Annotated in this window: 24 protein-coding genes; 12 read left to right on the plus strand and 12 right to left on the minus strand. The window is 74.3% G+C overall.

Annotated elements, in window-relative coordinates; all coding sequences use genetic code 11:
• Nucleotides 1-58: 58 nt before the first annotated feature.
• Entirely contained in the window at nucleotides 59-400 is a 342-nt protein-coding gene (locus C0216_RS03870) for a hypothetical protein (RefSeq protein ID WP_114053888.1), read from the minus strand.
• A 107-nt stretch (nucleotides 401-507) separates the two neighbouring features.
• Between C0216_RS03870 and C0216_RS03875 the strand changes: the two genes are divergently transcribed.
• The 3 genes from C0216_RS03875 to C0216_RS03885 all read left to right on the plus strand — a co-directional run bounded on the left by C0216_RS03875 (nucleotide 508) and on the right by C0216_RS03885 (nucleotide 2,728).
• Nucleotides 508-849 carry a hypothetical protein gene (locus C0216_RS03875; RefSeq protein WP_223855960.1) on the plus strand — a complete coding sequence of 114 codons (342 nt, stop codon included), beginning with the start codon at nucleotides 508-510 and terminating at the stop codon, nucleotides 847-849.
• A 122-nt stretch (nucleotides 850-971) separates the two neighbouring features.
• The gene (locus tag C0216_RS03880) at nucleotides 972-2,234 is read left to right on the plus strand and encodes a L,D-transpeptidase (protein WP_114053890.1); all 1,263 of its coding nucleotides are present in this window, start codon (nucleotides 972-974) and stop codon (nucleotides 2,232-2,234) included.
• A 161-nt stretch (nucleotides 2,235-2,395) separates the two neighbouring features.
• The gene (locus tag C0216_RS03885; protein ID WP_114053891.1) at nucleotides 2,396-2,728 is read left to right on the plus strand and encodes a hypothetical protein; all 333 of its coding nucleotides are present in this window, start codon (nucleotides 2,396-2,398) and stop codon (nucleotides 2,726-2,728) included.
• A 76-nt stretch (nucleotides 2,729-2,804) separates the two neighbouring features.
• Here C0216_RS03885 and C0216_RS03890 read toward each other — a convergent pair whose 3' ends face one another.
• Nucleotides 2,805-3,719 carry a helix-turn-helix domain-containing protein gene (locus C0216_RS03890; RefSeq protein WP_114053892.1) on the minus strand — a complete coding sequence of 305 codons (915 nt, stop codon included), beginning with the start codon at nucleotides 3,717-3,719 and terminating at the stop codon, nucleotides 2,805-2,807.
• A gap of 160 nt (nucleotides 3,720-3,879) precedes the next feature.
• On the opposite strand from C0216_RS03890, the gene C0216_RS03895 reads away from it, so the two are divergent.
• Complete coding sequence (locus C0216_RS03895) at nucleotides 3,880-4,926, plus strand: NAD(P)-dependent alcohol dehydrogenase (RefSeq protein ID WP_114053893.1); 1,047 nt, start codon at nucleotides 3,880-3,882, stop codon at nucleotides 4,924-4,926.
• Nucleotides 4,927-4,971: 45 nt separating this feature from the next.
• Here the strand turns inward: C0216_RS03895 and msrA are convergent, their stop codons facing one another.
• The 3 genes from msrA to C0216_RS03910 form a co-directional block, all read right to left on the minus strand.
• Nucleotides 4,972-5,640 carry a peptide-methionine (S)-S-oxide reductase MsrA gene (gene msrA / locus C0216_RS03900; protein WP_114053894.1) on the minus strand — a complete coding sequence of 223 codons (669 nt, stop codon included), beginning with the start codon at nucleotides 5,638-5,640 and terminating at the stop codon, nucleotides 4,972-4,974.
• 57 nt (nucleotides 5,641-5,697) lie between these two features.
• The gene (locus C0216_RS03905; RefSeq protein WP_114053895.1) at nucleotides 5,698-6,801 is read right to left on the minus strand and encodes a hypothetical protein; all 1,104 of its coding nucleotides are present in this window, start codon (nucleotides 6,799-6,801) and stop codon (nucleotides 5,698-5,700) included.
• A gap of 381 nt (nucleotides 6,802-7,182) precedes the next feature.
• A complete protein-coding gene (locus tag C0216_RS03910) occupies nucleotides 7,183-8,286 on the minus strand; it encodes a hypothetical protein (RefSeq protein ID WP_114053896.1) in 1,104 nt (367 codons plus the stop codon).
• A 175-nt stretch (nucleotides 8,287-8,461) separates the two neighbouring features.
• Here C0216_RS03910 and C0216_RS03915 point away from each other — a divergent pair, with 175 nt between their 5' ends.
• On the plus strand, nucleotides 8,462-9,619 hold the full coding sequence (locus C0216_RS03915; RefSeq protein WP_114053897.1) for a cystathionine gamma-synthase: 1,158 nt from the start codon (nucleotides 8,462-8,464) through the stop codon (nucleotides 9,617-9,619).
• A 108-nt stretch (nucleotides 9,620-9,727) separates the two neighbouring features.
• On the opposite strand, the gene C0216_RS03920 is transcribed toward C0216_RS03915, so the two are convergent.
• The 3 genes from C0216_RS03920 to C0216_RS03930 all read right to left on the minus strand — a co-directional run bounded on the left by C0216_RS03920 (nucleotide 9,728) and on the right by C0216_RS03930 (nucleotide 11,050).
• Nucleotides 9,728-9,979, minus strand: coding sequence for a hypothetical protein (locus C0216_RS03920; RefSeq protein ID WP_114053898.1), 252 nt, complete (start codon nucleotides 9,977-9,979; stop codon nucleotides 9,728-9,730).
• Nucleotides 9,976-10,449, minus strand: a complete 474-nt coding sequence (locus C0216_RS03925; protein WP_114058437.1) for a sigma factor-like helix-turn-helix DNA-binding protein — start codon at nucleotides 10,447-10,449, stop codon at nucleotides 9,976-9,978. Before C0216_RS03925 ends, C0216_RS03920 begins: the two co-directional genes overlap by 4 nt.
• Nucleotides 10,450-10,528: 79 nt before the next feature.
• On the minus strand, nucleotides 10,529-11,050 hold the full coding sequence (locus tag C0216_RS03930; protein WP_114053899.1) for a MarR family winged helix-turn-helix transcriptional regulator: 522 nt from the start codon (nucleotides 11,048-11,050) through the stop codon (nucleotides 10,529-10,531).
• Nucleotides 11,051-11,308: 258 nt separating this feature from the next.
• On the opposite strand from C0216_RS03930, the gene ilvA reads away from it, so the two are divergent.
• The 3 genes from ilvA (at nucleotide 11,309) to C0216_RS03945 (ending at nucleotide 14,467) form a co-directional block, all read left to right on the plus strand.
• Nucleotides 11,309-12,541 (plus strand): threonine ammonia-lyase, encoded by a 1,233-nt coding sequence (ilvA, locus tag C0216_RS03935; RefSeq protein ID WP_114053900.1) that lies wholly within the window; start codon nucleotides 11,309-11,311, stop codon nucleotides 12,539-12,541.
• A gap of 103 nt (nucleotides 12,542-12,644) precedes the next feature.
• Entirely contained in the window at nucleotides 12,645-13,679 is a 1,035-nt protein-coding gene (locus C0216_RS03940; RefSeq protein ID WP_114053901.1) for an ATP-binding cassette domain-containing protein, read from the plus strand.
• Entirely contained in the window at nucleotides 13,676-14,467 is a 792-nt protein-coding gene (locus C0216_RS03945) for an ABC transporter permease (RefSeq protein WP_114053902.1), read from the plus strand. Before C0216_RS03940 ends, C0216_RS03945 begins: the two co-directional genes overlap by 4 nt.
• A gap of 94 nt (nucleotides 14,468-14,561) precedes the next feature.
• Here C0216_RS03945 and greA read toward each other — a convergent pair whose 3' ends face one another.
• The gene (gene greA, locus C0216_RS03950) at nucleotides 14,562-15,059 is read right to left on the minus strand and encodes a transcription elongation factor GreA (protein ID WP_114053903.1); all 498 of its coding nucleotides are present in this window, start codon (nucleotides 15,057-15,059) and stop codon (nucleotides 14,562-14,564) included.
• A gap of 269 nt (nucleotides 15,060-15,328) precedes the next feature.
• Nucleotides 15,329-15,742 (minus strand): DUF4307 domain-containing protein, encoded by a 414-nt coding sequence (locus C0216_RS03955; protein ID WP_114053904.1) that lies wholly within the window; start codon nucleotides 15,740-15,742, stop codon nucleotides 15,329-15,331.
• A 122-nt stretch (nucleotides 15,743-15,864) separates the two neighbouring features.
• On the opposite strand from C0216_RS03955, the gene mca reads away from it, so the two are divergent.
• Both mca and C0216_RS03965 read left to right on the plus strand, forming a co-directional pair.
• Nucleotides 15,865-16,752: a mycothiol conjugate amidase Mca gene (gene mca, locus C0216_RS03960; RefSeq protein WP_114053905.1), complete on the plus strand. Its 888-nt coding sequence runs from the start codon at nucleotides 15,865-15,867 to the stop codon at nucleotides 16,750-16,752.
• Nucleotides 16,749-16,988, plus strand: coding sequence for a hypothetical protein (locus C0216_RS03965; RefSeq protein WP_114053906.1), 240 nt, complete (start codon nucleotides 16,749-16,751; stop codon nucleotides 16,986-16,988). The genes mca and C0216_RS03965 overlap by 4 nt, the downstream gene beginning before the upstream one ends.
• A gap of 593 nt (nucleotides 16,989-17,581) precedes the next feature.
• On the opposite strand, the gene C0216_RS03970 is transcribed toward C0216_RS03965, so the two are convergent.
• Nucleotides 17,582-21,205, minus strand: coding sequence for a tetratricopeptide repeat protein (locus C0216_RS03970; protein ID WP_114058438.1), 3,624 nt, complete (start codon nucleotides 21,203-21,205; stop codon nucleotides 17,582-17,584).
• A gap of 159 nt (nucleotides 21,206-21,364) precedes the next feature.
• On the minus strand, nucleotides 21,365-21,808 hold the full coding sequence (locus C0216_RS03975; RefSeq protein ID WP_114053907.1) for an Lrp/AsnC family transcriptional regulator: 444 nt from the start codon (nucleotides 21,806-21,808) through the stop codon (nucleotides 21,365-21,367).
• Nucleotides 21,809-21,931: 123 nt separating this feature from the next.
• On the opposite strand from C0216_RS03975, the gene C0216_RS03980 reads away from it, so the two are divergent.
• Complete coding sequence (locus tag C0216_RS03980; RefSeq protein ID WP_114053908.1) at nucleotides 21,932-22,477, plus strand: RBBP9/YdeN family alpha/beta hydrolase; 546 nt, start codon at nucleotides 21,932-21,934, stop codon at nucleotides 22,475-22,477.
• A gap of 254 nt (nucleotides 22,478-22,731) precedes the next feature.
• Nucleotides 22,732-24,390: a recombinase family protein gene (locus tag C0216_RS03985; RefSeq protein ID WP_114053909.1), complete on the plus strand. Its 1,659-nt coding sequence runs from the start codon at nucleotides 22,732-22,734 to the stop codon at nucleotides 24,388-24,390.
• The last annotated feature ends 422 nt before the right edge of the window (nucleotides 24,391-24,812 follow it).

The raw sequence follows: 24,812 nt of genomic DNA on the forward strand, positions 1-24,812 counted from the left end.
CTCCCGGGCGCGGCCCCCGCGCCGTGTGTACGCCCGTACGGGCGGCCCGTCCCCGGGCCTACGCGCTGCGCGAGCGGCGTACCGAGAAGGTGACCGACCCCGCGCCCACGATCAGGCAGGCCGTGCCCGCCAGCAGGTAGGGGGTGGTGTCGACGCCGCCCGTGTCCGCGAGCGTCAGGCCGGCCTGCGCGGCCGGGCGGCCCGCGGCCGTACCGGAGGCCGCGGCGGCCGTGGTCACGGTGCCCGGACCGCCCGCGTCCGCCGTCCGGGGCGCCGTGGCGGGGGCGGGGGCCGGCGTGGACCCCGCGGGCGCGGCGGCGCCCGCGGAGGGCACGAAGCACAGGGCGGCGAGCAGGGTGGTCGCCCCGAGGGCGGTGAGCAGCGGACGGCGTGCGGACACGGGGCGATCCCCCTTGCGGAAGCAGCGAATTGGCCGTGTGCGGTGATGCTACGGAAAGGGGCGGGTCGCGGGAAAGCCGGGGCTTCCCCGGGCTTACGCTCCGTCGTATGAACCCTTCTGACACATCACGATACGTACGGCTTCGGGTCGATTTGGTGCTGGAGGTGCCCGACGCCGGCGCCCTGACCGGCGCCGCACTCGAGCACATCGACGCCGACGAGTTCATGCCGGACGAGGAGCGCGGCCACGCCGAGTCGGCCGTACGGGAGGACGAGTCGGAGGCCCTGGCCTACCTCGTCGACCCCACGGACCTCGTCGCGGAGATCCCCGGCGTGGAGCTCGTCCAGGCCTCCTGGAGCAGCGAACCCGTCGAATACGACCCCGAGTCCCTGGAGTGGGACCTGGGCGAGGAAGATGGGGACTTCGACAGAGAGCCCGGCAGCGCCTGATCGTGGGGTTGCCCACATTCAAACGGAATGTGGAACCGATCCCGGCCGTCAACGCGTTGACTGGTCAGTGGCAGGGGGCATGTCCCCCTGCCCTGGGACGGCCCCGGGGGGTACAGGCAACGATGGAGTGGCGTGTGAGGACGGACAGCAAGCTGCGGAGAAGGTCCATGGGGGCCATATCCGCCCTGCTCGGCGGCGTACTGATGCTCACGGCGTGCACCGGCGGCGACGAGAAGGCGGGCGGCGGGGACGCGAACAAGTCCCAGTCCGAGGTCGACGCGGCGGCCGCCAAGGACGCGTCGAAGGCGAAGATCACGATCACGCCGAAGGACGGCACGGACAACGCGAGCCTGGACTCGACCGCCGTCTCCGTCGCCGACGGCACGCTGACGGCGGTCGAGCTGAAGACCTCCGAGGGCGCCGCGGTGGCCGGCAAGATCGCCGCCGACGGCAAGAGCTGGAAGCCGGAGGCGCCGCTGAAGCGCTCCACGAAGTACGCGCTCTCGGCGACCGCGAAGGACGAGAGCGGCAAGGAGGCGCACGAGAACGCCTCCTTCAGCACCGTCTCGCCGGAGAACAGCTTCATCGGCTCCTTCGTGCCGGAGGACGGCCAGACCGTCGGCGTCGGCATGCCGGTCTCGATCACCTTCAACAAGCCGATCAAGGACAAGAAGGCGGTCCAGTCCGCGATCAACGTCACCTCCAGCTCGGGCCAGGAGGTCGTCGGCCACTGGTTCAGCGCCCAGCGCCTGGACTTCCGCCCGGAGAAGTACTGGCAGGCGGGCTCCACCGTCACCATGAAGATGGCGCTTGACGGCGTGCAGGGCGCTCCCGGCGTCCAGGGTGTGCAGAACCGCACGGTCACCTTCAAGGTCGGCCGGAGCCAGGTCTCCACCGTCGACGTGAAGACGAAGAAGATGACGGTGACCCGGGACGGCGCGGTCATCAAGACCATCCCGATCTCCGCGGGCTCCCCGGCGACGCCGACGTACAACGGCCAGATGGTGATCTCCGAGAAGTTCAAGGAGACCCGGATGAACGGCGCCACCGTCGGCTTCACCGACGCAGACGGCAAGGGCGAGTACGACATCAAGGACGTCCCGCACGCCATGCGGCTGTCCACCTCCGGCACGTTCCTCCACGGGAACTACTGGGGCGCCGACTCGATCTTCGGCAGCGTCAACACCAGCCACGGCTGCGTCGGCCTGAACGACGTCAAGGGCGCGGGCGACCCGAACCAGCCGGCCGCCTGGTTCTACGACAACTCGCTCATCGGCGACGTCGTCACAGTGGTCAACTCCCCGGACAAGACCATCAAGCCCGACAACGGCCTCAACGGCTGGAACCTCGGCTGGGCCGACTGGAAGGCGGGCTCGGCCGTCTGACGGCCCGTACGGGGCGGTCCCGACACCGGGGCCGCCGCACCCGCACCATCCGCACCACCGCCGACGGCGGGGAGCCCCCGGCGGCTCCCCGCCGTCCGGCGTTCCGGGCGCCCGCGCAATCCGCGCGCGCCCGCCGACCCACCCCCGCGGGGGCCCGGCGCATGACGGCCCCTCACGCGATACCCGCCCTCGACCTGCCCGTCTCCGACGCCTGGGCCGAGGCGGCCGCGGCCGCGCACGGCGCCAGGGAGGACGCCCCCACCGGGGACCCGAACGTGCAGACCGCCTCCTGGACGCCACAGCGCCTGCACGCCGCCCGGCAGCTCGCCCTCGACCGCGGGGGCACGATGTTTATCGTCGCCGCCGTCACCCCGGAGGGCGAGGCGGCCGCGTACACCGGACTCGTCCTGCCCGACCCGGACGGGCCGCGCGCCCCCAGTACGACACGGTCGTCGTCCCCCGCCACCGCGGGAAGGGCCTCGGCCGGGCCGTGACGCTCCGCATGCTCGCCGAGGCGCAGGCCCGCCACCCTCGGCTACCGGCGCGAACGCGGTACGGCGGTCTGGCAACTCAAGCTGTGGCGGCCGGCGGGGCGGCGGACGCGGAAGACTCCGCAGAGCCGGGCGCGGCCGACGGAGCCGACGGGGCCGACCAGGACGCCAGCAGCCGCAGCGCGTCCTGCGACGCCGACCCGGGCGCGGCGTGGTAGACGACCAGCCGCTGGTCGCAGTCGTCGGGCAGGGCCAGCGTCTCGAACGACAGCTCCAGCGCCCCGACCAGCGGATGCCGCAGCCGCTTCACGCCGTGCGTCTTGTCCGCCACCGTGTGCGCCGCCCACAGCCGGCGGAACTCCTCGTTCTTCACCGACAGCTCGCCGACCAGCGCGGTCAGCTGCTCGTCGTCGGGGTTCCGTCCCGCGTACATGCGCAGGTTGCTGACGACCTCGCAGGCCCGGCACTCCCAGTCCGCGTACAGCTCGGCCGTGGCCGGGTCCAGGAACACCATCCGCACCAGGTTGCGCTCCTGCGCCGGCAGCGCGCCGAAGTCGCCGAACACGGCCGCCGCGAGCCGGTTCCAGCCGATGACGTCCTGCCGGTGCCCGACCAGGTACGCCGGGACCCCGTCCATCGCGTCGAGCAGCGTCCGCAGCTCGGGGCGCACCCGCTGCGGCCGGTGCGCCTGCCGGCGGCGGCGGGGCCGCGGCCGGGCGAGCTGGCGCAGGTGGGCGGTCTCGGTGCCGTCCAGGCGCAGCGCCCGCGCGATCGCGTCGAGCACCTCGGCGGACACGTTCTGCCCGTGGCCCTGCTCCAGGCGCGTGTAGTACGCCACCGACACCCCGGCGAGGTGGGCCAGTTCCTCGCGGCGCAGGCCGGGCACGCGGCGGTAGCGGGTGTGGTCCGGCAGGCCGACGTCCGCCGGGCGCAGCCGGGCGCGCCGGCTGCGGAGGAACTCGCCGAGCTCGGAACGCGGATCAAGCTGGTCCATCGGCCCAGTATCGCCGGACGGCCGCCCCCGCCGGAGGCGCGAGCCTGACCCCGCCAGGGATAGGAACGGCAGACGTAGGAACGCCAGGGGTCTGGGTCGCGGCCCGCGGATCCGACAGGGTGTGACCACCGCATGATCTGCCTGTCCGAGGAGCACACCCATGTCCGTCACCCAGGTTGCCGCCTACGCCGCCCCCTCCGCGAAGGCGCCGCTGGAGCGCACCACCGTCCCGCGCCGCCCCGTCGGCGAGCACGACGTCCTCATCGAGATCAAGTACGCGGGTATCTGCCACTCCGACATCCACCAGGCCCGTGACGGCTGGGGGGAGGGGATCTTCCCGATGGTCCCCGGCCACGAGATCGCCGGCGTCGTCGCCGAGGTCGGGCCGGGCGTCACGCGGTACGCGGTCGGAGACCGGGTCGGCGTCGGCTGCTTCGTCGACTCCTGCCGGACCTGCGAGTACTGCCTGCGCGGGCAGGAGCAGTACTGCGTCGAGGGCATGACCGGCACCTACAACGCCCTCGACCGCAGCGGGGAGCCCACGTACGGCGGCTACTCCACCCACCTCGTCGTGGACGAGAACTACGCGGTCCGCATCCCCGACGCCCTGCCCCTGGACCAGGCGGCACCGCTGCTGTGCGCGGGCATCACCCTGTACTCGCCGCTGCGGCACTGGGGCGCGGGCCCGGGCAAGAAGGTCGCCGTCGTCGGGCTCGGCGGCCTCGGCCACATGGGCGTGAAGATCGCGAACGCGCTGGGCGCGGAGGTCACCGTCCTGTCGCAGAGCCTGCGCAAGCAGGAGGACGGCCTGCGCCTGGGAGCCACGCACTACCGGGCGACGAGCGACCCCGCGACCTTCACGGAGCTCGCCGGCACCTTCGACCTCATCGTCTCGACGCTGGCAGTCCCGGTGGACCTCGACCGCTACCTGGCGCTGCTGAAGGTCGACGGCGCCCTCGTCAACGTCGGCGCCCCGGAGGAGCCGGTCAGCCTGAACCTCTTCTCGGTGATCACGGGCCGCCGCACCCTCGCCGGGTCGATGATCGGCGGCATCGCCGAGACGCAGGAGATGCTGGACTTCTGCGCCGAGCACGGCCTGGGCGCGGAGATCGAGGTGATCGCCGCGGACCGCGTCAACGAGGCCTTCGAGCGCGTCCTCGCGAGCGACGTCCGCTACCGCTTCGTCATCGACGCGTCCACGATCTGACCGGCCCCCGCCCGGCTCACCGCACCGGGCGGGACCTCCGCACCCTCACCCGCCGGCGGCCGGCGCGATGCCGATCGGGCAGGACACCCCGGTCCCGCCGATCCCGCAGTACCCGGCCGGGTTCCTGTCCAAATACTGCTGGTGGTAGGCCTCCGCAGGCCAGAAGGGCCGGTCGGCAGCCGGGAGGACCGCCGTCGTGATCGGGCCGTACCCGGAGGAGGCCAGTACCTGCTGGTAGGCGTCGCGCGAGGCCTCGGCCGCGGACTGCTGGGCGGGGGAGTGCGTGTAGACCGCCGAGCGATACTGGGTGCCCACGTCGTTGCCCTGGCGGAAGCCCTGCGTCGGGTCGTGGGCCTCCCAGAACACCTTCAGCAGGGTCCCGTACGAGACGGCAGCCGGGTCGAAGACCACCCTGACGACCTCCGTGTGGCCGGTCCGGCCCGAGCACACCTCCTCGTACGTCGGGTTCTGCGTGTAGCCGCCCTGGTAGCCGACGAGCGTGGTCCACACGCCGGGGACCTGCCAGAACTTCCGCTCCGCGCCCCAGAAGCAGCCCAGCCCGAAGTCCGCCGTCTCCAGGTGCGCGGGGTAGGGGCCCGCGAGGGGGTTGCCGAGGACCGTGTGCACGGGCGGCAGGGCGAAGAGGGGCTCGGGGCGGCCGGCGAGGGCCTCCTCGGCGGTGGGCAGCTCGGGCGTGCGCCGGTACGAGAACATGGATCGCCTCCTTGGATGACTGTTCAACGGACCGGGGCCGCGCAGGATTCCCGCCCGCTATGCCCGCCGGGCCGCGACGCGGACCGCCCAGTCGCGGGCGTGCGCGTACCGCCGCTCCGGCCGGGCGTGCCGCGTCCACGGCAGTGCCCCGACGTACCCGTCGACGGCGCGGAACTGCTCGACCGCCTCCGCGTCCCGGTCCTGCCAGAACAGCATCCACGCGAGCATGTGCCGCATCGCCGCCGTGCGCCGGTCGCCGGGCGCGGCCGCAGCCAGGTCGGCGAGCGCCGCGTCGACCGCCTCGACGACCTCCGGCCGCCTGTAGTGGTCCTGGAGGCCCTGCTCCCCGGACTCGTCCTCGAAGTACGCGATCAGCGGCAGCAGGCCGAGCAGCTCCCCGGGCCGCGCCCCCTCGGCCGCCCGGCGGGCGAAGCCGAGCGCCAGCTCGTGCGAGCCGCGACACCGGGCCGTCCAGTACTCGACGGCGGCGGTGTGGGCGCACAGCAGCCGGGGCGCCCGCGCGGTGATCCGCCCCCACAGCTCCTCGTACCGCTCGTGCGGGTACCCCAGGCCGGTACCGACGCCCTGTTCGACGACGTACGGAACCGGGTCGGCGGGATCGGCGGCCTCCTGCGCGGCGTGCGCGGCGCGCTGCGCAGCCAGCAGCAGCTCGCGGAAGAGCCGGAACTGCTCCTGCGTACGCGCCGCACCGCGGGCCCCGCGCACGTCCCACGCGGCCCGCACTGCGGCGTCCGCGCCGACGAGGGCCGCCGCCGCGTCGCCCGGCCGGGCGGCCTTCCACGCGGCAAGCCAGGCGCCGTCGTGCGCGGCGGACCCGGCGAGGACGCCGACCCGGCGCCGCCGCTCCTCCCAGTCCCGCCCCGCGGCCGCAACCCAGTCGGCGGCGGCCCCCCAGTCCCCGCACGCGACGGCGCCCAGGCAGGCGGCCTCGTCGGCGGTGACGGGCTGGTCGTGCACGGTGTCGAGCTCGCCCTCGGGCACGAACCCGAGCGCACCGACCGCACCGGCCTGCGCGGCGCGCTCCTGTTCCTGCGCCCAGGCGGGCCCGCCGCCGGAGCGGGAGGCGGCCTGCCGGACCGGCCGCACACCGAACACACCGAGAACGGCGGGCAGCAGCCCCCGCGCGGTGCGCCCGCTCACGAACGCGCCCCCGACCCGCGCAGCGGCACGGCGTTGCGGCGCAGACGGAAGCCTGCGGGCAGGACGAAGGCGCGCGGAGCGCGCGGCGAAGCGCCCATGTAGGACAGATCCCCCCGGGAACGTGCGGTACGGACGCCCCGCCGGCCGCGCGCGGTGGTCGGCCGCGCACCCGGTCTGCCGGTGGGGCGTGCTGGTCGGGCTCCGGCCGCGCCATGGTCAGTGGCGGGCCGGCACCGGGCCGGCCGGTCGGCCTTGCAGGGGATCATGCGGCCTGCCCCTCGCCCACGGCAACCTGCCGACCACGCACTGCACGCTTTCACCCGGAACGTCCACCCCCGGCCGCCCCCGCCGGCCCGCCCCCTCGGCGCGGCCGGCGCCCGGTCAGTGCGGCAGCGTCGCCGGCGACCCCCCGTTCGCCTCGTACCCGGCGACCGCCAGCGCGCGGTACACCGCGTACTGCGCCGCCGGGTCCTGCGAGGCCGACCACGGCAGGGCGCCGACGTAGCCGTCGATGTGCCGCACCTGCTCCATGGCCTCCGCCCACCGCTCCATCGGTACGAGGAAGGACAGCAGCATGTGCCGGACCAGCGGGAGCACCGGGTCGTCCGGGCGGGCGTGGTGCACGGCGTACATGGCGCCCTCCACGGCGCGCGTGACGACGGCGCTCTCCCAGTAGTTGGTCAGCACCACCTCGGGCGTGTGCTCGTACACCGCGAACAGCGGCAGCGCCGTGAGCAGGGAGCCCTTCGGGGCGCGGGCGGCGGCCGCGTGCGCGAACGCGTCGGCCTTCTCGCGCGAGCCGTGCCACTTCTCGCACCAGTACTGCAGGGCGGCCAGGTGCGCGCCCATGTGGTGCGGGGCGCGGTCGATGATCTGCGCCCACAGCCGGTCGAACTCGGCCTCCGGGTAGCCGAGGCCGCGGGCGACCGCCAGCTCCGTGAGGTAGGGGACGGGGTCGCCGGGGGAGAGCAGCGCCGCCTTGCGGCAGGCCTCGCGGGCCTCCTCCAGGATGATCCGGTGGTCGTCCGAGCCGACGCCGCCGGAGTGCCGCCAGGCCTGCTGCACCAGCAGTTCGGCGTGGACCTGGGCGCCGCCCGCGTCCTTCTCGGCCTGCAGCCGCCACGACTTGAGCCACTGGGCGCCCGTACCGGGCTGCGCCGCCAGTTCCAGGGCGGCGGCCCCGCCGAAGGCCTGGACGCGCTGCCAGCGCAGCTCGCCCTCCTTCGGGGTGCCGGCCAGCAGCTGCGACGCGGCCTGCCACTGCCCGGTGCCCTGGACCGCGGCGAGGGCGTCCATCAGGTCCTCGTCGGGGCCGGGGACGCGCACGTCGAGGTCTTCCTGCCGGGCAAAGCCGTAGTTCGCGGGGTCCGCCGCGTCCGGGCTGCCGGGCTCGACGAGGCGCAGCCCGGCCCTCCTGCGCCGTATGTACGGGCTGAGGACGGCCACGAGCAGGCCCATCGCGATCAGGAACCACAGAATCTCCATGCCCTCAAGCGAACCAGACCGACCCGTGCCGAGGCCAATGAGCGGCCCGGGACGGGACCGGGCAGAGGGCCGGGCCGAGGCCGGTGGCGGACGCGTGCGGACGGCGCGTTGCGGATCCGGCGGCGGGCAGCGCAGCCGAAGTGGCGTACCGGCCCGGGGGCCTTAGGCTCTGCCCATGAGCCACGACAGCCACGAGCACCAGAGCTTCGAGACCCGCGCGATCCACGCGGGGAACACCGCCGACCCGCTGACCGGCGCGGTCGTGCCCCCGATCTACCAGGTTTCCACGTACAAGCAGGACGGCGTGGGCGGCCTGCGCGGCGGCTACGAGTACAGCCGCAGCGCCAACCCGACCCGGACCGCGCTGGAGGAGAACCTCGCGGCGCTGGAGGGCGGCGTACGCGGCCTGGCCTTCGCGTCCGGGCTCGCGGCCGAGGACTGCCTGCTGCGCACGCTGCTCGCGCCCGGCGACCACGTGGTCATCCCGAACGACGCCTACGGCGGCACGTTCCGCCTGTTCGCGAAGGTCGTCTCCCGCTGGGGTGTCGAGTGGTCGGTGGCCGACACCTCGGACCCGGACTCGGTGCGGGCCGCGATCACCCCGAAGACGAAGGCGATCTGGGTGGAGACCCCCTCCAACCCGCTGCTCGGCATCACCGACATCGCGGTGGTCGCGGACATCGCGCGCACGGCCGGCGCGAAGCTCGTCGTCGACAACACGTTCGCCTCGCCGTACCTCCAGCAGCCGCTGGCGCTGGGCGCGGACGTGGTCGTGCACTCGCTGACGAAGTACATGGGCGGCCACTCCGACGTGGTCGGCGGCGCCCTCGTGACGGCCGACGCGGCCCTCGGCGAGGAACTCGCCTACCACCAGAACGCGATGGGCGCGGTGGCCGGCCCGTTCGACTCCTGGATCGTGCTGCGCGGCATCAAGACGCTGGCCGTGCGCATGGACCGGCACGCCGAGAACGCCGCGAAGGTCGCCGAGCTGCTCACCCGGCACCCGAAGGTGCACACGGTGCTCTACCCGGGCCTGGCCGACCACCCGGGCCACGAGATCGCGGCCAAGCAGATGCGCAACTTCGGCGGCATGGTCTCCTTCCGGGTGACCGGCGGCGAGGAGGCGGCGGTCGAGGTCTGCAACCGGGCGAAGCTGTTCACGCTCGGCGAGTCCCTCGGCGGCGTCGAGTCCCTGATCGAGCACCCGGGCCGCATGACGCACGCCTCGGTGGCGGGCTCGCTGCTGGAGGTGCCGGGCGACCTGGTGCGCCTGTCCGTCGGCATCGAGAACGCCGACGACCTCCTCGCGGACCTGACGCAGGCCCTGGGCTGACACCCGGGCACCCGGACACCCGGCGTACGGGGGCCTGGCACCGGCCGGGCCCCCGTACGCACCGGGCGGCGCCCGTCCCGGCGAGCCGAGCGGGGACGGGCGCGGCGCCTACCAGCCCTGCAGCGGCGGGGAGACCTCGCTCGGCGGGATCTCCCAGGGCCGGGCCAGGGACGCCCATACGGCGAACGCGGCCGCGGCGGCGAACAGCAGCACCCAGCCGATCCGGCGCAGCGCCCGGCGGCGCCGGACCAGCCGGTCCCCGCGGGCCGCGGCGGCGGCCGCGAGGCCGGTCGGGACCGGCGGGTGCGGCCCGGCCAGCAGCCGCCTGACCTGCTCTTCCCTGCGGTCCGGGGATCTCACGCGGCCTCCCGCCCCGTCCGTATCGCGGCGACGGCGCGGGCGGTCAGCGCTCGTATCCGGTCGGCCGGCAGCCCCAGCTGCGCGGCCGCGACCTCCTCGGGCACGCCCTCGTGGACGCACAGCACCAGCGCGAGCCGCTCCTGCGGCGCGAGCCGCGCGAGGACGCCGGGGCCGCCGCGGTAGCGGCGCGCGGTGCGGGCGTAGGCGGCGCACAGTTCGCGGCGGGTGTGGTCGTACGGGTCGTCGCCGCGGACCCGGCGCCAGTCGGCGTACGTCCGGGCCAGCGCGCCCGCGAGGAGCCGCCGGGCCCCCGGACAGCCGGAGCCGGCACCGGACCCGGCACCCGGCCCGGCACCTGCGCCCGACTCGGCGGTCAGCAGCACGGCGACGTGCAGGAGCCGCCCCGCCGCCCCCGCGACGAACGCCTCGAACTCGGCCCGGCGCCCCGATCGGTGGTCCACAGGAGACATGGTGCGGGCAGCGCCCACGCCCCGGTCAAGGGGTCGGACGCCGCCGGGAGGGCCAGGGCCGCCCGGGCAGCCGGTGGGCTCAGGAGGCGGGGCCGGCCTCGGAGACGCTGCCCATCAGCTCCGACAGGGAGCCGTTGAAGCGGGTGAGCAGCGCGGTGAAGGACTCGCGCTCCTCCTCGCTCCAGCCGTCGGTGACGCGCGCCATCAGCTCGCGGCGCGAGTGCCGGACCTCCTCCAGCCGGGCCAGGCCGCGCGGGGACAGGGCGAGGACCACGGCCCGCCCGTCCTCGGGGTGCGAGGTCCGCTTGACGAGACCGCTGTCCACGAGCGGGGCGACCTGCCGGGTCACCGTCGAGGAGTCGATGCCCATGCCGCACGCGAGCGCCTTGACGCCCATCGGGCCTTCCAAGTCGAGCCGGTTCAGCAGCAGGTACGCGGCGCGGTCCATCGAGTTGCGGGCCTGCCCGACCCCGCCGAGGCGGGTCTGCTCGGCGCGGCGCGCGAAGACGGCCACCTGGTGCTGGAGCGCGTCCAGGAGACCGGCGTCTGCGGGCGTCTCGGCCACCGCGGGCAGGTCGGAATTGGCCGGGTTGGAAGGCATGGCCGTGCTCTCTTCACGTGGGGCCGACAAGGATGGGGGACAGCGTACGCGGCCCCGCGGCGGCTCGTACGCCCCGTGGAAGAACTGATACGACCGGGACGAAGCCGGTAGGGACGAACCCCGCGTACCCGTCCCGCATGGCCGGATTTCGCCCCTTGTACGTACTGTGCCGGGTCCGCCCCGGGCGCTCCCCGTGCGCTCCCCGGGCGGCGATCCGGGGCGTACGCCCCGATCCGCGCGGGCTGCGAGACTGGCCCCATGAACTACCGCGTGCCCCAGCCCGTCCCGCAGGTCATCCTCGACGACGTACGGGGGGCGCAGAAGATGCTCTCGGGCGTCTCCCGGGTCACGCCGATGGAAGGCAGCCGGCACCTCTCCGCGCTCACCGGCTCCCCCGTCCACCTCAAGTGCGAGAACCTCCAGCGGACCGGCTCCTTCAAGCTCCGCGGCGCCTACGTCCGCATCGCCGGCCTGCGCCCCGAGCAGCGGGCCGCCGGCGTCGTCGCGGCGAGCGCCGGCAACCACGCGCAGGGCGTCGCCCTGGCCTCCGCCCTCCTCGGCGTCCACGCGACCGTGTACATGCCGGTCGGGGCGCCGCTGCCGAAGGTCGCGGCCACCCAGGAGTACGGGGCCGACGTACGCCTGCACGGCCAGGTCGTCGACGAGACCCTCGCCGCGGCCCAGGACCACGCCGAGCGCACTGGTGCCGTCTTCATCCACCCCTTCGACCACCGGGACGTCATCGCCGGCCAGGGCACGCTGGGCCTGGAGGTCCTGGAGCAGTGCCCGGAGGTCCGCACGATCCTCGTCGGCATCGGCGGCGGCGGACTCGCCGCGGGCATCGCCGTCGCGGTCAAGGCGCTGCGCCCCGACGTGAGGGTGGTCGGGGTGCAGGCGGCGGGCGCGGCCGCCTACCCGCCCTCGCTGCGCGCGGGCCACCCCGTCGCGATCGACAGCCCGACCACGATGGCCGACGGCATCAAGGTGGGCCGCCCCGGCGACGTCCCCTTCCAGATCATCGGGGAGCTCCTCGACGACGTCCGCACCGTCACCGAGGACCAGCTCTCCAGCGCCCTGCTGCTGTGCCTGGAGCGCGCCAAGCTGGTCGTCGAGCCGGCCGGCTGCGCCCCGGTGGCGGCGCTGCTCGCCGAGCCGGAGCGGTACGCGGACGGGCCGGTCGTGGCCGTCCTGTCCGGCGGGAACGTCGACCCGCTGCTGCTCCAGCGGATCCTGCGGCACGGCATGGCCGCGGCAGGCCGCTACCTGTCGCTGCGGCTGCGGGTCGCCGACCGGCCGGGCGCGCTGGCGGGGCTGCTGGCGGTGCTGTCGGACACGGACGCGAACGTCCTCGACGTCAGCCACGTCCGCACCGACCCGCGGCTGGGGCTGGCGGAGGTCGAGGTGGAGCTGCACCTGGAGACGAAGGGCCCGGAGCACTGCGCGGCCGTCGCGCGGGCGCTGCACGGGGCGGGGTACGCGGTCATCGGCTGACCGGCGGCGCCGGGTTCGCCGGAACCGCGCGCGGGAAAGCCGCCGCCACCTTAGGCTTTGCGGGGGAAACGACCCTGTCCCGCTCCCCGTGGGGAGGACCTTCATGCCGGGCGCCATCTATGCCGAAGGCCTGGTGAAGACCTTCGGCGACGTACGGGCACTGGACGGCGTCGACCTCGACGTGCCGCAGGGCACGGTCCTGGGCCTGCTCGGCCCGAACGGGGCGGGGAAGACGACGGCCGTCCGCTGCCTGACCACCCTCCTGCGGCCGGATGCCGGCCGGGCCGTCGTCGCCGGTGTCGACGTCCTCAGGCATCCCGAAGAGGTGCGCCGCTCCATCGGCCTGTCCGGCCAGTTCGCGGCCGTGGACGAGTACCTCACCGGCCGCGAGAACCTCCGGATGGTCGGCCGGCTCTACCAGCTGGGCGCCCGGGAGGCGAAGGCGCGCGCGGACGAGCTGCTCGACCGCTTCCACCTCGCGGACGCCGCCGACCGGATCGCGAAGACGTACTCCGGCGGCATGCGCCGGCGCCTGGACCTGGCGGCCGCGCTCGTCGTCCGGCCGCCCGTGATGTTCATGGACGAGCCGACGACCGGCCTGGACCCGCGCAACCGCCAGCAGCTGTGGGACGTCATCCAGGAACTCGTGGCCGGCGGTACCACCCTGCTGCTGACGACCCAGTACCTGGAGGAGGCCGACCACCTCGCGCACGACATCGCGGTGGTCGACCAGGGCCGGGTCATCGCGCGCGGCACCTCCGACCAGCTCAAGGCGCGGACGGGCGGGGAGCGCGTCGAGGTCGTCGTCCACGACCGGGAGCGCATCGGCGACGCGCGGGCCGTGCTCGCCGGTTTCGGGGAGGGCGGCACGGCGTACGAGGAGCACACCCGCAGGCTGACGGTGCCGGTCTCCGGCGGCGCCCGGCTGCTCGCGGAGGTGATCCGCGAGCTGGACGCCCGCGGCATCGAGATCGACGACATCGCCCTGCGCCGACCCACCCTGGACGACGTGTTCATCTCCCTGACGGGCCACGCGGCCGCGTTGAACGGCGAAGGCGAAGGCGGCGACCGGAACGACGGGAACGACGGGAACGACGGGAACGACCGGACCGGCGCGGGCGGGAAGTGGTCGGAATGAGCAGCCTGGGCGACTCCCTGGTCATCGCGCAGAGGAACGTGCTGCGCCTGACCCGGATTCCCGAGATGGTCGTCTTCGGCCTGGTCCAGCCCATCATGTTCGTGGTGCTGTTCAGCTTCGTCTTCGGCGGCTCGATGATGATCGGCGGCTCTACGAGCGCCGCCGGCTACCGCGAGTTCCTGATGGCGGGCATCTTCGCCCAGACCGTCACCTTCGCCACGGCCGGCGCGGGCGCGGGCATCGCCGACGACATGCACAAGGGACTGATCGACCGCTTCCGCTCCCTGCCGATGGCACGCGGCGCGGTCCTCACCGGCCGCACCCTCGCCGACCTGGCGCAGACCACGCTCACCCTCGGGGTCCTCGCGATCGTCGCGCTGCTGGTCGGCTGGCGCATCCACGAGGGCATCCCGAAGGCGCTCCTGGCCTTCGCCCTCCTGCTCCTCCTCGGCTACGCCTTCTCCTGGATCGGCGCTCTGATCGGCCTGTCCGTCCGCACGCCCGAGGCCGCCACCTCCGGGGGGCTGATCTGGCTCTTCCCGGTGACCTTCGTGTCGAACGCCTTCGTGCCCACCGAGAACATGGCGGACTGGCTCCAGCCCATCGCCGAGTGGAACCCGTTCAGCGCGACCGTCCAGGCCTGCCGCGAACTCTTCGGCAACCCGGGCGTGTCGCCGTCCGACGCCTGGCCGATGGAGCACCCGGTGGCGGCGTCGGTGCTCTGGTCGGTGCTGATCGTCACGGTGTTCCGCACGCTGGCGGTGCGCAGGTACCGCCGCGCGGAGTGAGCCTGGCACCGGTACGCCGCAGCCCCCTCGGACGGACGTCCCGAGGGGGCTGCGGCATGCGGCCGGCGGCGGAGCTGCTGGTCAGCCGGTGCGGTCAGCCGGTGAAGGGCTTGACGTCGAGGATCTTGACCATGGCCGTCTTGCCGTTCGGCAGCTCGTAGCCGGCCTCCTCGCCGATCTTCTTGCCGAGCACGCCGGCACCGAGCGGCGACTGCGGAGAGTAGGTCTCGATGTCCCCCGACGCGTACTCGCGGGAGGCCAGCAGGAAGGACATCGTGTCGTCCTCGTCGCCGTCGAAGGCGATCGTGACGACGGTGCCGGGGGCGACCTCGCCGTCGCTGGCCGGGGCCGTGCCGACCTTCGCGTTCTCCAGCAGCTGCGTCAGCTGGCGCACGCGGAGCTCCTGCTTGCCCTGCTCCTCCTTGGCCGCGTGGTAACCGCCGTTCTCACGCAGGTCGCCCTCCTCGCGGGCGGCTGCGATCTTCGCTGCGATCTCCGTGCGGGCGGGACCAGAGAGGTAGTCCAGCTCGGCCTTCAGCTGGTCGTACGCCGCCTGGGTCAGCCAGGTGACGCTGTCGCTCGTCTGGGTCACGGGTGCTCCTCGTCGGTACAGGGGACTGCTTGTCCGCCGGTGGCGGGCGAAACCACGAGCCTAACAATTCGGGAAGAAAAGGGGGAGGACACCGTGTGTATGAAGTGTGTCATCGGGCCCGTGAGCAGGAAAGTGTCCGGACGGACGTCCGAACCGGGCCGCCTCCGGCAGCGGCCGGGCCACGGGGGCCGGCCCGCGGAGACGGCAGGGAAAGCGGCGACGGAAGGGGAAGCGGAGGCGTCAGGGGAGGCGGTGGCGGAGGCGGGGGCTCAGCCTGCGGAGCCGGCCGCCTGGCAGCCCACGAGCTCGACCGCCGTGGCGCGCGCCGTCGTCTTCAGCGACACCACCTCGTCCACCCGCGACGCCCGCTGCGGGAAGGCGAAGTCGGCCCGGCCCACCTCGCCGTGGCCGCGGTCCTGGGAGATCAGGGTGCACACCCCGGCGACCGAGGCGTCCTTGCGGACCTCCAGGTGCACCTGCACCTCGGAGTCCGACACCACCTGGAACTTGATCACCTCGGCGCTGACCGTCTGACCGGCGACGTAGTCCCAGCCGATCCAGCCGACCACGGCGAGCAGGCCGACCCCCAGCACCGAGCCGACGATCTTCAGCTTGCGGTCCGCACGCTCGTCCGCCGACCGGCCGTAGCGGCCCTCGGGCAGTCCCTCGCGCACCGTGCTCATGATCGTTCCTTCCGGGAGGCCGGGCGGGCGTTGGAATTTCCGGTCTCACCCCGGAATTTTTCCACCCCCCGGTTCGGTCACTATAGAAGCCGTCCGCCTGACGAATCACAGAGGATCCTGTCTTGACCGAGCAGCTGCGACTGATGGCCGTCCACGCGCACCCCGACGACGAGTCGAGCAAGGGCGCGGCCACGATGGCCAAGTACGTGTCCGAGGGGGTGCCCGTGCTGGTCGTGACCTGCACCGGCGGCGAGCGCGGCTCGATCCTGAACCCCAAGCTCCAGGGTGACAAGTACATCGAGGAGAACATCCACGAGGTCCGCGCCAAGGAGATGGAGGAGGCCCGCCAGATCCTCGGCGTCGAGCAGGAGTGGCTCGGCTACGTCGACTCCGGCCTCCCGGAGGGCGACCCGCTGCCCCCGCTGCCCGAGGGCTGCTTCGCCCTGGAGGACGTCGACGAGGCGGCCGGCCGCCTGGTGAAGAAGATCCGCGCCTTCCGGCCGCAGGTCATCACCACGTACGACGAGAACGGCGGCTACCCGCACCCCGACCACATCATGACCCACAAGATCACGATGGTGGCGTTCGACGGCGCGGCCGACACCGGGAAGTACCCGGAGGACGAGTTCGGCCCGGCCTTCCAGCCCCAGAAGCTCTACTACAACCAGGGCTTCAACAAGCCGCGCACCATCGCCCTGCACGAGGCGCTGCTCGCCCGCGGCATGGAGTCCCCGTACGGCGAGTGGCTGGAGCGCTGGAAGGAGTTCGAGCGCACCGAGCGGACGCTCACCACGCACGTGCCGTGCGCCGACTACTTCGAGATCCGCGACAAGGCGCTCATCGCGCACGCCACGCAGATCGACCCCGACGGCGGCTGGTTCCGCGTCCCCATGGAGATCCAGAAGGAGGTCTGGCCCACCGAGGAGTACGAGCTCGCGAAGTCCCTCGTCGACACCTCCCTCCCCGAGTCCGACCTCTTCGCGGGCATCCGGGAGAATGTCCCGTCATGAGCGCTACCCACGCAGCACTGACGCAGCTCCTCCCGCTCGCGGGCGACACCTTCGACAAGAACAAGGTGACCCCCGGCGTCCTGGGCTTCATCGTGTTCGCGGCCCTCGCCCTCGCGGTGTGGGGGCTGATGAAGTCGATGAACCGGCACATGGGCAAGGTCGACTTCCAGGAGGCCGCCGAGCCGGCACCGGCCGGTGCCTCCGGCGCATCCGGGGCGGGCGACAAGGCGGCATAGCGCCCTCCCGCCTGCGGCGTTCCGCCGCGGGCGCGCCCCCGCCGCCTCCCCGGCCCACCGGAGGGGCGGCGTCCGCGCACGCCCGCGCCCGCGCCGCCGGGCGGCGGCGTGCGGCCGGGGGCGGACTCCCGGCGCGCGCCGCGCACGGAACCGGCGTACGGCGTCCGCGCCACGGACGCGGCGGCGTGCCGCGGGTTGCGCGGGGACGCCTGCCCCGGACGGGCCCGCCGGCCCGCGCAGCCGCCACCCCCGCCTGCCGCCACCGCGGCCGCCCCGCTGCCTCCCGCCCCGTGGCACGGCGGCGCAGCCGGCCTTCCCACCGGAGCGGCGGCCCCGGGGCGCGCGCCCGGTGTACGGGCCCGCGGATGCGCCCGGCGCAAGGCCCGGCGTACCGTGCCCGCGCCTGCCGCCCGCCCTCGGCGCCCGCGCCGCCTGCGGGCGGAGTGCCGGCCTGCACGTCCCGCGTCTGTCCCGGCTGCGGCACCAGGCCGTGCGGCTCCCGCGTGCGGGGTCGGCGTACGAAAGCCATGCCGCGGCGGCCCGCCTGAGCAGCCGGGGTGCGCGCCTCCGCAGGCGGTGCGGCGGCTGCCGCGTCAGGGCGCGGGGGGCATCGGGACGCCCATGACCTCCTGTGCGTGCAGGTCCGGGACCATCGACAGGCGCCACCCCTGCCACCCCTCCGCCGGGTCCACACCCCGCGCCAGGACCACCGCGTACGCCTCCAGGCAGTCCGCCAGCCGCCCGTCCCGCACCGGGTGCGGGGCCCCCGACAGCCGCGCGAGCTCCGCCCGCGCCTCCTCCGCGCCGCCGCCGGGCGCCGCGTACGGCAGCAGCGTGCAGCGCATGAACCGGGCCCAGTCCTCCCCGCGCCGGTCCCCGTACGAGATGAACAGCCGGGCCGCCTCCTCGCACAGGTCCAGCGCCTGCGGCGTCCGGTCGTTGCCTGCGTCGACGACCGCCAGCTCCAGGCAGGTCCACGCCTCGCCGTGGGCCAGCCCGATGCGCCGGAAGTCCGCCCGCGCGTCCACCAGCAGCTGCCGGGCGAAGCCGGAATTGCGGAGGCTGCCGGTCCGGGCCGCCCGCACGTCGCGCGTCACGCGCCCCGAGTGGTGCCGGGCGTGCGCCAGCCCGTACACGTCCCGCATCCGCGAGAACATCGTCCGGGCGCGTTCCAGCTCCCGCACGGCCTCGTCCGGCTCCCCGGCCTCCTCCAGTGCCTGCCCCAGGTAGTACAGCGTCCACGCCTCGCCGCGGGCGTCCTCCGCCTCCCGGTGCCGGGCCAGCGCCTCCCGGAGCCGCTCCACCGCCGGGCCCGGGTCGCCGTCCACCACCCGGGCCCGCCCCAGCTGCGTCATCGCCCAGGCCCGGCCGCGGTCGTCGCGGGTGCGCCCGTACAGGTCCAGCGCCCGGTGCAGCTCCTCCTCCGCCTGCGGGACCTCCCCGAGCCGCAGGTACACCTGCCCGAGCTGGAACTGCGCCCACGCCTCGCCGTGCACGCTCCCGTGCTCCCGGTGCAGCGCCAGGGAGCGCCGCAGCAGCCCGAGCGCCTCCGCCAGGCGGGCCGAGTCCCGCTCGACCGCCGCCAGCGCGTGCAGCGCCCACGCCCGGTCGCCCGCCAGCTCCGCCGGCTCCTGCAGCTCCAGCGCCTCCCGGATGCGGGCCGCGGCGTCCCGAAGCCGGCCCTGGTGGTGCAGCGTGATCCCGAGCGAGACCAGCGCCATGGCCGCCCCCGCGTCCTGCCGCGCCTCCCGGTACTGGTCCACCACCGACGACAGCGTCGTGCGGGCCCGGTCCAGCTCGCCGAGCTGGCGCGCCGCGATGCCCGTACGCCACTGCACCGACCGCACCAGACGGCCCTGGCCGGGCCGGCCCCGGCGGGCCGCCTCCACCGCCCGCGTCAGTTCGTCGATCTCCCCGAGCCGGTACAGGTCGCCGCGCAGCAGGCAGAAGTCGCACAGCGCGCCCAGCAGGTCGAGTACCGCCTGGAGGTCGTCGACGTCCCCGGCGTGGCGCAGGGCCGCCGTGATGAAGCTCGACTCCTCGTCCAGCCAGCGCAGCGCCGCCTCCAGCGAGGCGAAGCCGTGCCCGCCGAAGTGGCCGGAGCGTGTCGACGTCTGGCCGTCGACCATCCGGATCACCGCGTCCGCCAGCTGCGCGTAGTCGCGGATGAGGCGGCCGTGCGCCGCCGAGGCGCCCGCCCGGTCCCCGTCCGCCGCCAGGCGCGCCGCCGCGTAGGCGCGCACCGCGTCGTGCATGCGGAACCGCTCGCCCCGTACGTGGTCCAGGAGGCCGGCGCGGGCAAGCTCGTGCAGCAGCCGGGCGGCCTCGACCGGGCCGGTGCCGATCAGGGCGGCCGCCGCGGACGGGCCGAGGGAGGCCCGCCCGGCGAGCGTGAGCCGCCGCAACAGCCGCTGCCGGTCCTCGGGCAGCCGCCCGTACGCCCGGGCCAGCGCCCGCTCCAGCACCTGACCGGAGGGGCCCGCGCCTACGAGTACCGGGCCGGCGCCCCCGGGGGCGGTCCCGCCGGTGTCGGCGCCGGCGGGACCGTCGGCCGCCGCGGGTACGGCCCGGGCCTGGACCTCGGCCGCTCCGGCGGCGTCCTGGCCGCTGCCCGCGGCCGGTCTGCCGGCCGCTTCGCTCCCGGCGGCGGTCGCCGCGTCTGCGGCCTCGTCCCCGTGCGCCGCAGGAACGGCCGGGTGCCGGTCGGCGGTCGCCCCGGCAACGCCTCCCCTCGTGCGCTCGGGTGCCGCGGACACGGTCTGGCCTCCTGCTGCGGGGGCCCCGGCGGAGCCTTCACCCCGGGCCCCGGGCACCCGGCCCGCGGCGGCGGGGGCCTTCCGCGGCGCGGCCGTGGGGGCCAGGGCGCGGAGGGCCAGGGGGAGGCCGGCGCCCAGGGCGACCAGTTCCGCCACGGCCGCGTCGTCCGGCCGGTCACCGGATCCGGCCCCCGCCCCCGCCCCGGCCCCGGCCGCGGCCCCGGCCCCGGCCGCGGCAGCGGCAGCGGCCGCCCGGACCAGGTCCGCCGCCTCCGCGGCGGGCAGCGGCTGCACCGGCAGCTGATGGACCCATGCAGCGAGCCCCGGCAGCTCCAGCGGCTCCCGCGCCGTGACCAGCACCAGGCTTTCGGACCGCTCCGGCACGAGCGGACGGACCTGCTCCGCGTCCACCGCGTCGTCCAGCACCACGGTCACCGGCAGCCCCTGCAACTGCTGGTGGTACAGCTCTCCGAGCCGCCGCACCTGCTGCTCCGCGGACGAGCCCTCGCGGAAGAGCAGCTGCTCGCGCGGCGCGCCCAGCCGGTTCAGCAGGTGCAGCAGGGCCTCCCGTACCGGCAGCGGTGTCCGCCCGCCGGGCGAGCCGCCGCGCAGGTCCACCACGCACGCGCCGCGGAACTGGTCCCGCAGCGCGTCCGCCGCCCGCAGGGCCAGCGCCGTCCGGCCGACGCCCGGCCCGCCGTGCAGGACGACCACCACCGGCCGGGTCTCCGTACTGGCCCGCGCCGCCTGCACCCACTGCGCGATCCGGGCCAGTTCGGCCCGCCGGCCCGTGAACCCCGCGGCCGGCTCCGGGAGCTGCCCGAAGGACTGCTCCAGCACGCTGCGCCGCCGCGCCTGCGCACTGCGGTCGCCGCCGCGCAGCGGCGGTACCGCGGCCGCCGGCCGCGGTAGCCGGGGCGCGCGGGCCGCGGCCGCCACCGCGCGCTGCTGCTCCAGGAACGGCCGTATCCCGCGCACCTCAAGAGCCGTCAGCCACTTCAGCCGCAGCTGTTCGGGCCCGCCGGGCCGTCCCCGTTCGCCGGCCCGCCGGTTCGCGGCAGGCAGGTGCCCGGCCGTCACCTTCGCGACGGCCGCCGCCGCGCCCGCGACCCCGGTGACGGCCCCGGCGGTCAGCGCCGCCCCGACCGGGAACCCGAGCGACAGGTCCGCGCCGGCCGCGGCGGCCGCCGCCACCGCCGTCACCAGCAGCGCCGTCGAGGTGTTCTGCCGCCGGAAGGCCTCGCCGAGCGACTCCGCCCCGGCGTCCGAGGCGTCCAGCGCCCGTACGTACGCCTCGTACTCCTCGGCGGCGCTCGCCGCGAGGGAGTCCAGCGACTCCAGCCCGCGGGTCAGCAGCGCGGCCCTGTCGAACGGCGCCCCCGCACCGGCTGCCCGCCGGGCCTCTTCGTCCACGGCCCGCTCCAGCAGCCGCTCGGCCTCACCGCGATGGCTGTCCCGCATCGGCATCCCCTCAAGAGAGCTCCGGCAACGTGCCCCAAGTGTGGGACCGCACCCCCCGATGCGCGACACAACTTGAGCGAGATCAGAGCCAGTTGACCCCGCACCCGCCCCCACGGCGCATATATCCACGCCCGGCCCCCGCCGGCGCCCGCCCGCGCCCTACGGCGCCGTCGGCAGCGGCTTGGGCGGGTAGCTGCGCAGGACGAGGGAGGTGGTGACCGCTCCGTGGCGGGCGAGGGAGTCCACGATCTGCTCCAGCCGTTCGGCATGGGAGCAGTGGACGTCGAGCACCAGGCAGTCCTCGCCGGTGACGCGCAGGGTCGAGACGACCTCGGGAATCCGGGCGGCGAGGGCGAGTGCCTGGGCCAGCTGCGCGTGGGTGGTGCGCAGCCGGACGAGGGCGTGGATGTTCAACCCGACCGCGGCGGGGGCGACGACGGCGCGGTAGCCGGTGATGACCCCGTTCTTCTCCAGGCGCTGGATGCGGGCGCCGGCCGCCGGCTGGGACAGCCCGACCCGCCGTCCGACCGCGGCTCCGGTGAGCCGGCCGTCGGCCTGGAGCAGGTCCAGGATGGCCCGGTCGATCGCGTCGAGTGATTCCATCGTTGTCTCCCCCACTTTCCTTGCAACCGCTTGCCCGGCCCGGTCGTCCGCGCCGGCCCGCCGAGAATCGCCCCAGGGCGCCCCTGCGGAGTGCGGGGGCCGCGACGGGAACGGCGGTGGACGATGGTCGCGTACGTCATCATCCCTGGGATCGACGGCTCGGATGAGCGGCACTGGCAGAGCCTGTGGGAGAAGCGGTGGGGGAGCTCGGCGGTCCGGATCGCGCCGGCCTCCTGGAGCTGGCCCGACCTGCCGGACTGGGCCGCCGCGATCCAGGCCGCCCACGAGACCGCCTCCCGGCGTGACGACCGGGTGGCGCTGGTGGCGCACAGCCTCGGCTGCTGGGCGGCCGCGCACTGGCTGGAGCAGGCGCGACCCGGCGCGGTGGCGGCGCTCCTCGTCGCGCCCCCCGACCCGCGGGGGCCGGCGTTCCCCCGCCAGGCCGCACCGACGTTTGCGGGCCTGTCCGCCCGCCCCCTGCCCTGCCCCAGCCTGATGGTGGCAAGCGACGACGACCCCTACTGCGGCCCGAAGGCGTCCGCGTCCTTCGCCCACGGGTGGCGGGCGCGCGCCCACCTCGTCGAAGGCCACGGCCACATCAACTCCGCCGGCGGCCTCGGCGACTGGCCGACGGGCCTGGAGCTCCTCCACGGGCTCGTCGACGGCTGAGCCGATCCAGACGCCGGACGCCCGGTCAGGACATCCAGCCCGCGCGCGACGCCCGACACGGCGGCGGCGCCCCCTTTTACAACAAGTGGTGGCCGCCACCGGCCAGGGCGGGCGGCCCCTGACGGTCTTCCAACTCAACGGCGGTTCGCCCTCCACTCGGTGGACCGGGCGTGGCTTGTGCCGCATTTCAGGAAAGCGCCAGTCTGAGGCCCATCGCTTCCATACCCTTTCCCCCGGCAGCAGGGAGGATTGTCGTGCGCGAGGATCACGCGACGCTGGTCGGGCTGGGGCTCAGCACTGAGGACCTGGAAGCCCTGGGTTTGGATAAGCCCGCCACGGCCGAGCCGTCCGGACTCATGGACGCCTACCTGCGACGAAGCAACAAGAAGGAAGACCTGGCCACGTTGCGTCGGCACGTGCGGGACTTGGTGCGCTGGGCGCAGGCGAACGGACTTCAGATCCGGCATGTCTGGTTCGAACAACTCTCGGCTTCCAAGTCCTACGTACGACGCCGGGAGTTCGAGAAGGCCACCCAAGCGATCGTGGACGGCAAGTCCAAGACGCTCGGCGTGTGGAAGACGGACCGCTTCGACCGGCGCGGTATGGGAGCGGTGGGCCGGATGCTCGACGAGTTCGACCGCCGGCAAGCGCGGCTCGTCTCCGTTTCCGAAGGGCTCGACTCATCACAGGGCGGCCGAATGGTCTTCGCGATCCTGAGTGAGCGTGCCAGGGAGGAGGCGAAGGACATGGCGAAGCGCGTGAAGATCGGCCATGACTCGCGCAAGGCGGAAGGACGAAGGGGGACGGGCAGGCCGCCGTTCGGTCTTTACAGCGCGCCCGGAAGCGGCAAGGTCGAACCCCACCCTGACGAGTACGGGACAGCCCGCAGGCTGGCGGACCTCTTGCTCGACAAGAAGACGACGAAAGACACCGCCCACCAACTCAACGAGGAGGGCTACCGGACGCGAAGCGGTGCCACCTGGTCGCCCACGGCGGTGAGCAAGCTGGCGCAGTCCCCACTCTTCGCGGGCATGGTCCCGGTCCGGCGGCGCAAGACGGACGAGCACGGAAACCCCTTGGACAGTTGGGAGGGGTACGGCGAGCCTCTGCGCAACGAGAAGGGGGAGGTCATCATGTGCGGCAAGGGGGTCGTGACGCCGGGGGAGTGGTTCAAGGTCAAAGCGCTCATCGCGGAGCGGACCGATGAACGGTGGGCGAAGGCGAAGCCGGAAGCGAAGTACCTGGGGACGGGGAGCTACCGATGCGGCCGGATGCGGGACAAGAAGGGCACGGGCGAGCTTGAACCGTGTGGCGGCTCGATGAGCCACCGTGGAGGACGCTACCGGTGCGAGGTCCGGCAGACGCGGGGCAGGTCCGTCTGCGAGGGCGTGGTGACCTTGGCCGACCGCATCGACCATGCGGTCGGCCAGGCTTGGATCCACCACATCACCGCCCTTGAGCCCGGTGACCCGGTGGTGATCGAAATTGCCCGCCGGTGGCTTGCCTTCGCGGACCCCGAAACGCAGGCGAAGAAGGATGAGGCGCAGAAGGCCCTTGAGGCGGCCCAGCGGCGTGTGAAGAAGCTCGAAGACGACTTCTACGTGTACGGGAAGATGGATGAAGAGCGCTTCGAGGAGCTGAGTGACGGGCAGCGCGCCGTTATCGAGTCCACCACGGCAGCCCTTGAAGCGTTGGACGCGGAGGCAGACCTCTCGCCCCTTGCGCAGATCGGCATCCTGAGCGAGGCGTGGGAAGCGTCGGATACGGCGGACAAGCGGATGCTCCTGAAGTGCGCCCTTGGGGAAAAGGGCATCACGGTCAAACCCGCCCGGCGGCAGGGAGACCACACCCCGATCCTGGAGCGGCTCGAGTTCGACTGGCTGTCGAAGAAGGACACGGCCACCGGGAACTGAGTTCGACGCAACGCGGCTGAGTCTTCCGGACCGGCCTTGTCCGTTTTCGGTAGGCGATCTGCTCAGCAGACTCCGAGTGAGGGCGTCCACGCCCGGTGTGCCCGGACCGGCCCCGGTGCAGGTGCGCCTGACGGGCGATCCCGACGGGCGTGCGGGCAGCCTCGGAGGGCCGGTGGATGCCGCCGCTGGGCGCCGGAGCGCCCGCGTCGCGCCGACGGGTGCCCCACGGACCCGGAGGCGGGCGCCCGTCGTGCGTGCCCCGCGGGGCGTACTTCGGGCTTCCCCTGTTCGTCTGCGACGGGCAGTGGCGGCAGAGCGGTGCGGCACCTCGTCAGCGGGTCCGGCCGCGCGGGCACTGAGCAGGCGCCCTGCTGCCCCGTTCGTGCGCTGCCCCTGCTGTGGCGCATGGGCGGGGCGGAGGC

The sequence above is a fragment of the Streptomyces globosus genome, from assembly GCF_003325375.1.
GTDB lineage: Bacteria > Actinomycetota > Actinomycetes > Streptomycetales > Streptomycetaceae > Streptomyces > Streptomyces globosus_A.

Bases quoted from the DNA above. Each gene is read 5' to 3' on its own strand.
- C0216_RS03875 (WP_223855960.1), top strand. From the start codon at position 508: ATGAACCCTTCTGACACATCACGATACGTACGGCTTCGGGTCGATTTG.
- C0216_RS03880 (WP_114053890.1), top strand. From the start codon at position 972: ATGGAGTGGCGTGTGAGGACGGACAGCAAGCTGCGGAGAAGGTCCATG.
- C0216_RS03885 (WP_114053891.1), top strand. From the start codon at position 2,396: ATGACGGCCCCTCACGCGATACCCGCCCTCGACCTGCCCGTCTCCGAC.
- C0216_RS03890 (WP_114053892.1), bottom strand. From the start codon at position 3,719: ATGGACCAGCTTGATCCGCGTTCCGAGCTCGGCGAGTTCCTCCGCAGC.
- C0216_RS03895 (WP_114053893.1), top strand. From the start codon at position 3,880: ATGTCCGTCACCCAGGTTGCCGCCTACGCCGCCCCCTCCGCGAAGGCG.
- msrA (WP_114053894.1), bottom strand. From the start codon at position 5,640: ATGTTCTCGTACCGGCGCACGCCCGAGCTGCCCACCGCCGAGGAGGCC.
- C0216_RS03910 (WP_114053896.1), bottom strand. From the start codon at position 8,286: ATGGAGATTCTGTGGTTCCTGATCGCGATGGGCCTGCTCGTGGCCGTC.
- C0216_RS03915 (WP_114053897.1), top strand. From the start codon at position 8,462: ATGAGCCACGACAGCCACGAGCACCAGAGCTTCGAGACCCGCGCGATC.
- C0216_RS03925 (WP_114058437.1), bottom strand. From the start codon at position 10,449: ATGTCTCCTGTGGACCACCGATCGGGGCGCCGGGCCGAGTTCGAGGCG.
- C0216_RS03930 (WP_114053899.1), bottom strand. From the start codon at position 11,050: ATGCCTTCCAACCCGGCCAATTCCGACCTGCCCGCGGTGGCCGAGACG.
- ilvA (WP_114053900.1), top strand. From the start codon at position 11,309: ATGAACTACCGCGTGCCCCAGCCCGTCCCGCAGGTCATCCTCGACGAC.
- C0216_RS03940 (WP_114053901.1), top strand. From the start codon at position 12,645: ATGCCGGGCGCCATCTATGCCGAAGGCCTGGTGAAGACCTTCGGCGAC.
- C0216_RS03945 (WP_114053902.1), top strand. From the start codon at position 13,676: ATGAGCAGCCTGGGCGACTCCCTGGTCATCGCGCAGAGGAACGTGCTG.
- C0216_RS03955 (WP_114053904.1), bottom strand. From the start codon at position 15,742: ATGAGCACGGTGCGCGAGGGACTGCCCGAGGGCCGCTACGGCCGGTCG.
- C0216_RS03965 (WP_114053906.1), top strand. From the start codon at position 16,749: ATGAGCGCTACCCACGCAGCACTGACGCAGCTCCTCCCGCTCGCGGGC.
- C0216_RS03970 (WP_114058438.1), bottom strand. From the start codon at position 21,205: ATGCGGGACAGCCATCGCGGTGAGGCCGAGCGGCTGCTGGAGCGGGCC.
- C0216_RS03975 (WP_114053907.1), bottom strand. From the start codon at position 21,808: ATGGAATCACTCGACGCGATCGACCGGGCCATCCTGGACCTGCTCCAG.
- C0216_RS03980 (WP_114053908.1), top strand. From the start codon at position 21,932: ATGGTCGCGTACGTCATCATCCCTGGGATCGACGGCTCGGATGAGCGG.